We start from the raw sequence: 6,095 nt of genomic DNA, 5'->3' as shown, positions 1-6,095 counted from the left end.
GCTGCTGCTCTCCATAATCCAACCTACGACTTTAACGATGAAGCACTGCCATACGGCATTGGATACTGGGTCAACTTGGCCGAGGCTGCTCTAGCACCATGACATTGTCCAAGCAAAACAACCTTGGCTAATCAAGGCTGAGATCACAAGAAGAGGGTAACGACATGAAATACGAAATAAATCGCCGACGATTGCTGCAGGCGACATCGACCGCCATGGCGGCTGGCGCTCTGTCTTCAATTGCGGGCCGCGTTGCGGCCCAAACACCCAACCAGATCAACGTAGTGCTAGGCGGCGGCGATTGGGGAAAGGCTAACATTGAGGCTTACGCTAAGCCATTTGAAGCTGAGACCGGTATCAAGGTCAACCCAATCACCGACGACATGGGTATGGGACAGGTCGAGTTGATGGTAAAATCGGGCAATGTCACGGTAGATGTCGGGGCGCTTACGCAAGGGTCCGGCTTGGTCGCAGCTAAGAAAGGAATTCTTGAAGAAATTGATTACTCCTTGTTCAGGAAAGAAGAGCTAGACGGAATTTATGAATTTGCCAAGCAACCGTTTGGCGTGGCAAATTTGATTTACTCATATAATATGGTATATAGCACAGACGTATTCCCAGCTGATAAACCCCGGCCGACAAACTGGGCTGAATTCTGGGATGCTGATAAGTTTCCCGGCGTTCGCACCTTGGTGTCCGGCCAGTTTGGTTCAGAAGGACCCTGGGAAGAGGCCCTGTTAGCGGACGGTGTATCTCCCGATAAGCTCTACCCGATGGATATCGACCGGGTGTTTGCCAGTTTGGACAAAATAAAGCCGCACATCCGTAAGTGGTGGAGCAGCGGATCAGAGATTCAACAGATGTTGCATGATAAGGTCGTTGACATCGCTCAATCGTATGACGGAAGAGCTCTACTGTTGATCGATCAGGGCGCCGCGACGGAGATCAATCGAAACCAGGCGAAGCTGCAGTGGGATTATTGGGTCATTCCAAAGGGTTCACCCAACGCGAAGGCTGCGCAGAAGTTTATCGAATTCGCCACTCGCGCGGAACGTCAGGCAGCATTTTGCCAATTGTTTCCTGAGGGACCAAGCAACGGCAATGCGTTCAAACTTCTTCCCGAGAAAGTTGCGCGCAAGCTCCCTACCCACCCAGATTACATCAAGAGCAGCGTTTCCATCAACGGCAAATGGTACAATGAGGTAGGCCCCAGCGGTGTTTCCAACACTGAGATGCTTATCCAGCGGTGGAATGAGTGGATCCTGCAGTAGGGTTGGTTGAAGTGCGAAAGTCCGGTCGGGGTAACTCCATACCGGGCTAAAGTCGAAACTGATGCTGAAAATGTGACGGGGAGCGGGGTAGCCCACTAGCCTCTCCGCTCACGGCATCGGGTACGACGGCAGAAGGTACGGCAAATGCCTGCTAATGCACGCCAGCGATGGTGGAGGAGCCACAGTGAACATGCACGCAATGAATACCGCCCCCCGTTCGGAAGTTGACGCTGCAGATGTGAACCAATCGGTGCCACAAATTCAGTTCAGCAGTGTTACCAAGATGTACGGGAGTGTTCCGGCGGTCAGGGATCTGTCGCTGACCGTGCGTCGCGGCGAGTTCTTGACGATTCTCGGCCCGAGCGGCTCGGGTAAGACCACTACCCTGATGCTCTTGGCCGGCTTTGAGGCCCCGAGTTCGGGTGATATTATGATCGCCGGCCATTCAGTGGCTTCGGTCCCGTCCTACCGGCGCGATCAAGGAATTGTGTTCCAGAGCTATGCGCTGTTCCCGCATCTCACAGTGGCTCGAAACCTGGAATTCCCTCTCGAAATGCGGGGCATGGCTCCCGATCAGAGGAAGGTTCGGGTAGCCCGTATGCTTGAGCGCGTGCATCTAGGGGAATTCGGCGGTCGCATGCCATCCCAATTGAGTGGCGGTCAGCAGCAGCGCGTGGCGCTAGCCCGCGCGCTGATTGCCGATCCACCCTTCCTATTACTTGATGAACCGCTTGGCGCACTCGACCGTAACCTGCGTGAGCAGATGCAGATCGAGATGAAGAGCTTGCACAAGGAGTTCGGTATCACGACGGTGTGCGTTACGCATGACCAGGAGGAGGCGCTTACTCTGTCAGACCGGATTGTTGTAATGCGCGCAGGACGTGTCGAGCAAATCGATACACCAGAGGCCCTCTATGATCGGCCATCATCGTGCTTTGTCGCTAAATTTCTGGGTGAGGCGAACATTCTCGAGGATGCCTTGTTGCTGGCCAGAGGGGGCAACGCGCCGCAAATCGGCACCGTTGCGATGATAAGGCCAGAGCGCATCAGTGTACTTCCGAAGACTGCGGAGTGGGCTCAAACGGACCAGCGGCAATATGTTGCCGGTGCGGTCGACGATATGATTTTTGCCGGCCCTCTGCGAAAATACCATGTTCGCGTTGGCAACAATGTTCTCATCGTCCGGGAACATGTCGCGGCAGACCAACCTGTTTTCCAGCCAGGCGAGGAGGTTTGCCTCACGTGGCTGCGGTCAGACATTCGCTTCGTTTCGCCATAAGCGATTGATAAGGGATATCCATGAAGCTTTTGCGCAGAATGGCCAAGGTGCCACTTGGGTTAACCGCGCCCGCGTTCGCGCTTTTGCTTGTGGTTTTCGGTGCCCCTATAACCTTGCTTTTCCTAAGCAGTGTCAATGCCCCCGATTTCTCGTTCCAATACTACGGAGCGTTTTTCGCCCAGCCAGCTAATGTGCGGGTGCTCTTTCAAACGATAGAAATAAGTCTGGTCGCAACTGCCATCTGCTTAATCGTAGGCTATCCAACCGCGTATCTGATCGTCACGGCATCCAAGACTCTGCGCATGACGCTCATCGCTCTCGTGATCATCCCCTATTTGACCAGTGGGCTGGCGCGTACCTACGCATGGATTGTTATTCTTGGGGATCGCGGGGTCATCAACAACATCTTGCTGGACGTCGGATTGATCGATCGACCTCTGCAACTCATCTATAACCGAACCGCGGTCTATATTGGCATGGTCCACATCATGCTGCCGATGATGATACTTCCCTTGGTTAGTGCGATGATGGGGATCGATCGGTCCTTGATGGCTGCTGCACGCAGTATGGGAGCGGGACCTTTCACCGCTTTCAGGCGTGTATTTCTCCCCCTTAGCATTCCAGGCGCACGGAGTGGCTCGCTCCTAGTTTTTGTGTTCTGCCTAGGATTCTATATCACGCCGGCGGCACTTGGGGGATTGCGCGATGCCATGCTTTCAACCTTCATTGCGGCCGAGGTGAATAGCTCGTTCGATATTCCGCGCATTGCCGCTGCGTCCTTCATCCTTCTCGGGTTTGCCATTGTGGTGCTTTCCATGGTCGGGCTTGACCTCTCCGGCAAACAAGAGCAAAGCCAAACTCGAGCTCCGAAGGGCTCGATGTCCCGACTACCCATTGTTCTTGTTATCAAACGAAACTTCAGCGAAATTCTGCGTCCCTATCGTGTCAAACGGTGGACGGGACGGCGCTACGTGCCTGGGGCGGAAAGGCGATGGCCTAAAGTCGTCGCGATCGTTTTTATCGTTTTGGTGATGGCCTTTCTTTTATTCCCAGGGATAATCGTTGTCATCATGTCGTTCAGTTCCGGGGCATTTTTGCAATTTCCGCCTTCGGGCCTGTCGCTTCAATGGTATCGCTCGTTTTTCGGCGATGCATCTTGGAGCGGAGCAGCTTGGACCAGCGTCGAGATTGGTGTCGAGGTAGCTGTTATTTCTACTCTATTGGGAACACTTGCTGCTTTCGGATTGAGCCGAATAAGCGCAAGACTTCGCGGCGTGCTGACAATGATCATAATCACGCCTATCACCTTTCCAGTTATCGTGGTCGGTATCGCGACTTATCTGGGTCTCATCCAGATTGGTCTAATCGGCACAAAGGGTGGTATCGCCCTCGCTCACAGTATCGGCGCTGTTGGAATTGTGGTGGTGATCGTTTCTGCGACGTTGGCCAACTTCGATCGGACGTTAGAGCAGGCGGCCAAGAGTATGCGTGCCGGACCACTGCAAACGTTTTTTCGCGTAACACTGCCGTTAATCAGGCCGGGAGTGATCGGCGGCGCCATGTTCGCATTCCTCCAGTCATTCGATGAAGCGGTCATAACGTCTTTGGTCGGCGGTCTGTCGGTGCGGACGTTGCCCTTGAAGATGCTGGAGAATATCCGCCACCAAATCGACCCGACGATTGCTGCAGTCGCTTCTCTTTTGATGCTTCTGCCTTTAATCTGGATGCTTGTCCTCTATGCCGTCTGGTGGCGTTCTCGACCGAGCATGCAGCGAACATTACAGGAAGCCGCTGCCTAACTGGCGTGGCAGATCCACTTCCTGATGATGCGTCCGACCTATTCCTACGGACTGGCGACAAGCATCTGTTCGGGGCTTCAACGGGCGGATAAAATGGCCACCTGGTCCAAAACGGAAACCAGTAAAGCTCTTGCAATTATCATCTGGCACATGCGGATCAAGGATTCGGACTATGTCTGGGATCGGCCGGCCTTGCTCGCCAGCAAGCTCAGACCTGCCGATCCTCTTGCTGCGCGCCAGGATGGAATTCGAGGTCAACGGCGCTGACCGGATCGCACAGATCCTTCGCCCGTCTGAACAACGAACAGCTAGCCAACGTCAACCGGCTGATCGCGCGATTTCTGAAATCGGCTACCCACCGCGACTTTGACCTTCCTCCTCCCTTAGTGCACCGGGATCAAGGTGACGAACCAAGGGACAGGTCAGCAGAGCGAGCCCTGGTCATCTGAAAACGCGATGGTGCCGTCTCGGACATTATATTGGCGAAGTGGTGACCGCGTGTGCATAGTTCCAGGCGAAAAAAATAGCCGTGTACAAGACCATATGCCCGGTCAAAGTCGCCAGATCACCCGCAATAGGTTAAGCAATGAACGAAGCACCACATCTTACGTTTGATCTCGATGCGCATGGCGTGAGCAGAGGACACCTCGTTGTGCCGGGAGGCGCCGACCATGAAGAGTTCTCGCTTCCGGTTTTTAGTCTTAATAAGGGCGATGGACCGCGCCTTCTTATCACCGGTGGGAATCATGGCAATGAAATGGAGGGGCCATTAGTCGCGCGGCGGCTTATCGAGTGGCTGCCACAAGCGCAAACCAGTGGTAGGATCATCGTGCTGCCAGTGCTTAATCCATTGGCAGTTCAAGCATGGAGCCGCAATACTCCGCTTGATGGTTTGAATCTGAACCGCGTGTTTCCGGGCCGTGCCGACGGGTCTGTTACGGAACGAATCGCGGATGCGGTTTCACGCGTATTGTTGCCAAATGCCGACATCGTTTTCGATCTGCACAGCTTCGGCCCAACGTGGGATTTTCCCCCGGCGGTCATCACGCATCCAATTGCTGATGCGGATCTCATGGCTAAGACGCTCGCAATGGCAGCGGCATTTAAGCTGCCCGTAACATTGCTCTGGCAACATGACGACACGGCTGGGATGTTCGACAGTTGGGCACATAGCCTAGGGAAGGTATTCGTTTGCGCGGAATTCGGCGGTGGTACGGTTAGCGCAGAAGCTCTAGCGATTTATGAAGCTGGAGTTCGCAACGCGCTCGTTATGCTTGGACTCGTCGAAGGAAAAGTCGAGGACGTGTCTTTCCGTAACAAAAGGTCCAGTCAGACCCTTGAGACGCTGATATCAGACGAGTTGAAATCGCCCGCGCAGGGTATCTTCGAACCTCGCTGCTCTGTGTTGGATGAAGTGAGGTCGGGAGATCTTATAGGTATCCTACACTCTATGGATTCTGTTTCCGCTCCGTCCATTGACATCCGAGCGCCTGGGCCATCAATCGTCCTAGCCATAGGATCGGGCGCGCATGTCGACCGCAATGAAGGGGTAGCCATCCTTGCGCGGCCGCTGCATAACTAGAGGTACAGATTAGCCGCGCCTTGGCCAGCTGTAGTAACTCCGGTATGAAGGCACTGGCCTCGACTGGAGCTTATAGGCCAGCTCCTCGGATCGATCAGCGGCTGATCCTGTCTTCCAAAATCATGCCAAAAAGATTGCTTGATCCTTGATCGCTTGGTTTATAC

The 6,095-nt window shown here is 54.2% G+C and carries 5 protein-coding genes; all 5 read left to right on the top strand.

The window, feature by feature from the left end:
• The first annotated feature begins 164 nt into the window (after positions 1–164).
• Positions 165–1,271, top strand: a complete 1,107-nt coding sequence (locus EN994_RS14150; protein ID WP_063169315.1) for an ABC transporter substrate-binding protein — start codon at positions 165–167, stop codon at positions 1,269–1,271.
• A gap of 190 nt (positions 1,272–1,461) precedes the next feature.
• A complete protein-coding gene (locus EN994_RS14145; RefSeq protein WP_224570037.1) occupies positions 1,462–2,550 on the top strand; it encodes an ABC transporter ATP-binding protein in 1,089 nt (362 codons plus the stop codon).
• A gap of 20 nt (positions 2,551–2,570) precedes the next feature.
• Positions 2,571–4,349, top strand: a complete 1,779-nt coding sequence (locus EN994_RS14140) for an ABC transporter permease subunit (RefSeq protein ID WP_063169314.1) — start codon at positions 2,571–2,573, stop codon at positions 4,347–4,349.
• 24 nt (positions 4,350–4,373) lie between these two features.
• On the top strand, positions 4,374–4,616 hold the full coding sequence (locus EN994_RS35355; protein ID WP_127273917.1) for a hypothetical protein: 243 nt from the start codon (positions 4,374–4,376) through the stop codon (positions 4,614–4,616).
• A 319-nt stretch (positions 4,617–4,935) separates the two neighbouring features.
• Positions 4,936–5,931 carry a succinylglutamate desuccinylase/aspartoacylase family protein gene (locus tag EN994_RS14135; RefSeq protein WP_063169313.1) on the top strand — a complete coding sequence of 332 codons (996 nt, stop codon included), beginning with the start codon at positions 4,936–4,938 and terminating at the stop codon, positions 5,929–5,931.
• Positions 5,932–6,095: the final 164 nt, after the last annotated feature.

The sequence above is a fragment of the Mesorhizobium sp. M7A.F.Ca.CA.002.09.1.1 genome (assembly GCF_003998555.1).
GTDB lineage: Bacteria > Pseudomonadota > Alphaproteobacteria > Rhizobiales > Rhizobiaceae > Mesorhizobium > Mesorhizobium ciceri.
This window is presented reverse-complemented; position numbering and strand designations above follow the sequence as displayed.

Bases quoted from the DNA above. Each gene is read 5' to 3' on its own strand.
- EN994_RS14135 (WP_063169313.1), top strand. From the start codon at position 4,936: ATGAACGAAGCACCACATCTTACGTTTGATCTCGATGCGCATGGCGTG.
- EN994_RS14150 (WP_063169315.1), top strand. From the start codon at position 165: ATGAAATACGAAATAAATCGCCGACGATTGCTGCAGGCGACATCGACC.
- EN994_RS14140 (WP_063169314.1), top strand. From the start codon at position 2,571: ATGAAGCTTTTGCGCAGAATGGCCAAGGTGCCACTTGGGTTAACCGCG.
- EN994_RS35355 (WP_127273917.1), top strand. From the start codon at position 4,374: ATGATGCGTCCGACCTATTCCTACGGACTGGCGACAAGCATCTGTTCG.
- EN994_RS14145 (WP_224570037.1), top strand. From the start codon at position 1,462: ATGCACGCAATGAATACCGCCCCCCGTTCGGAAGTTGACGCTGCAGAT.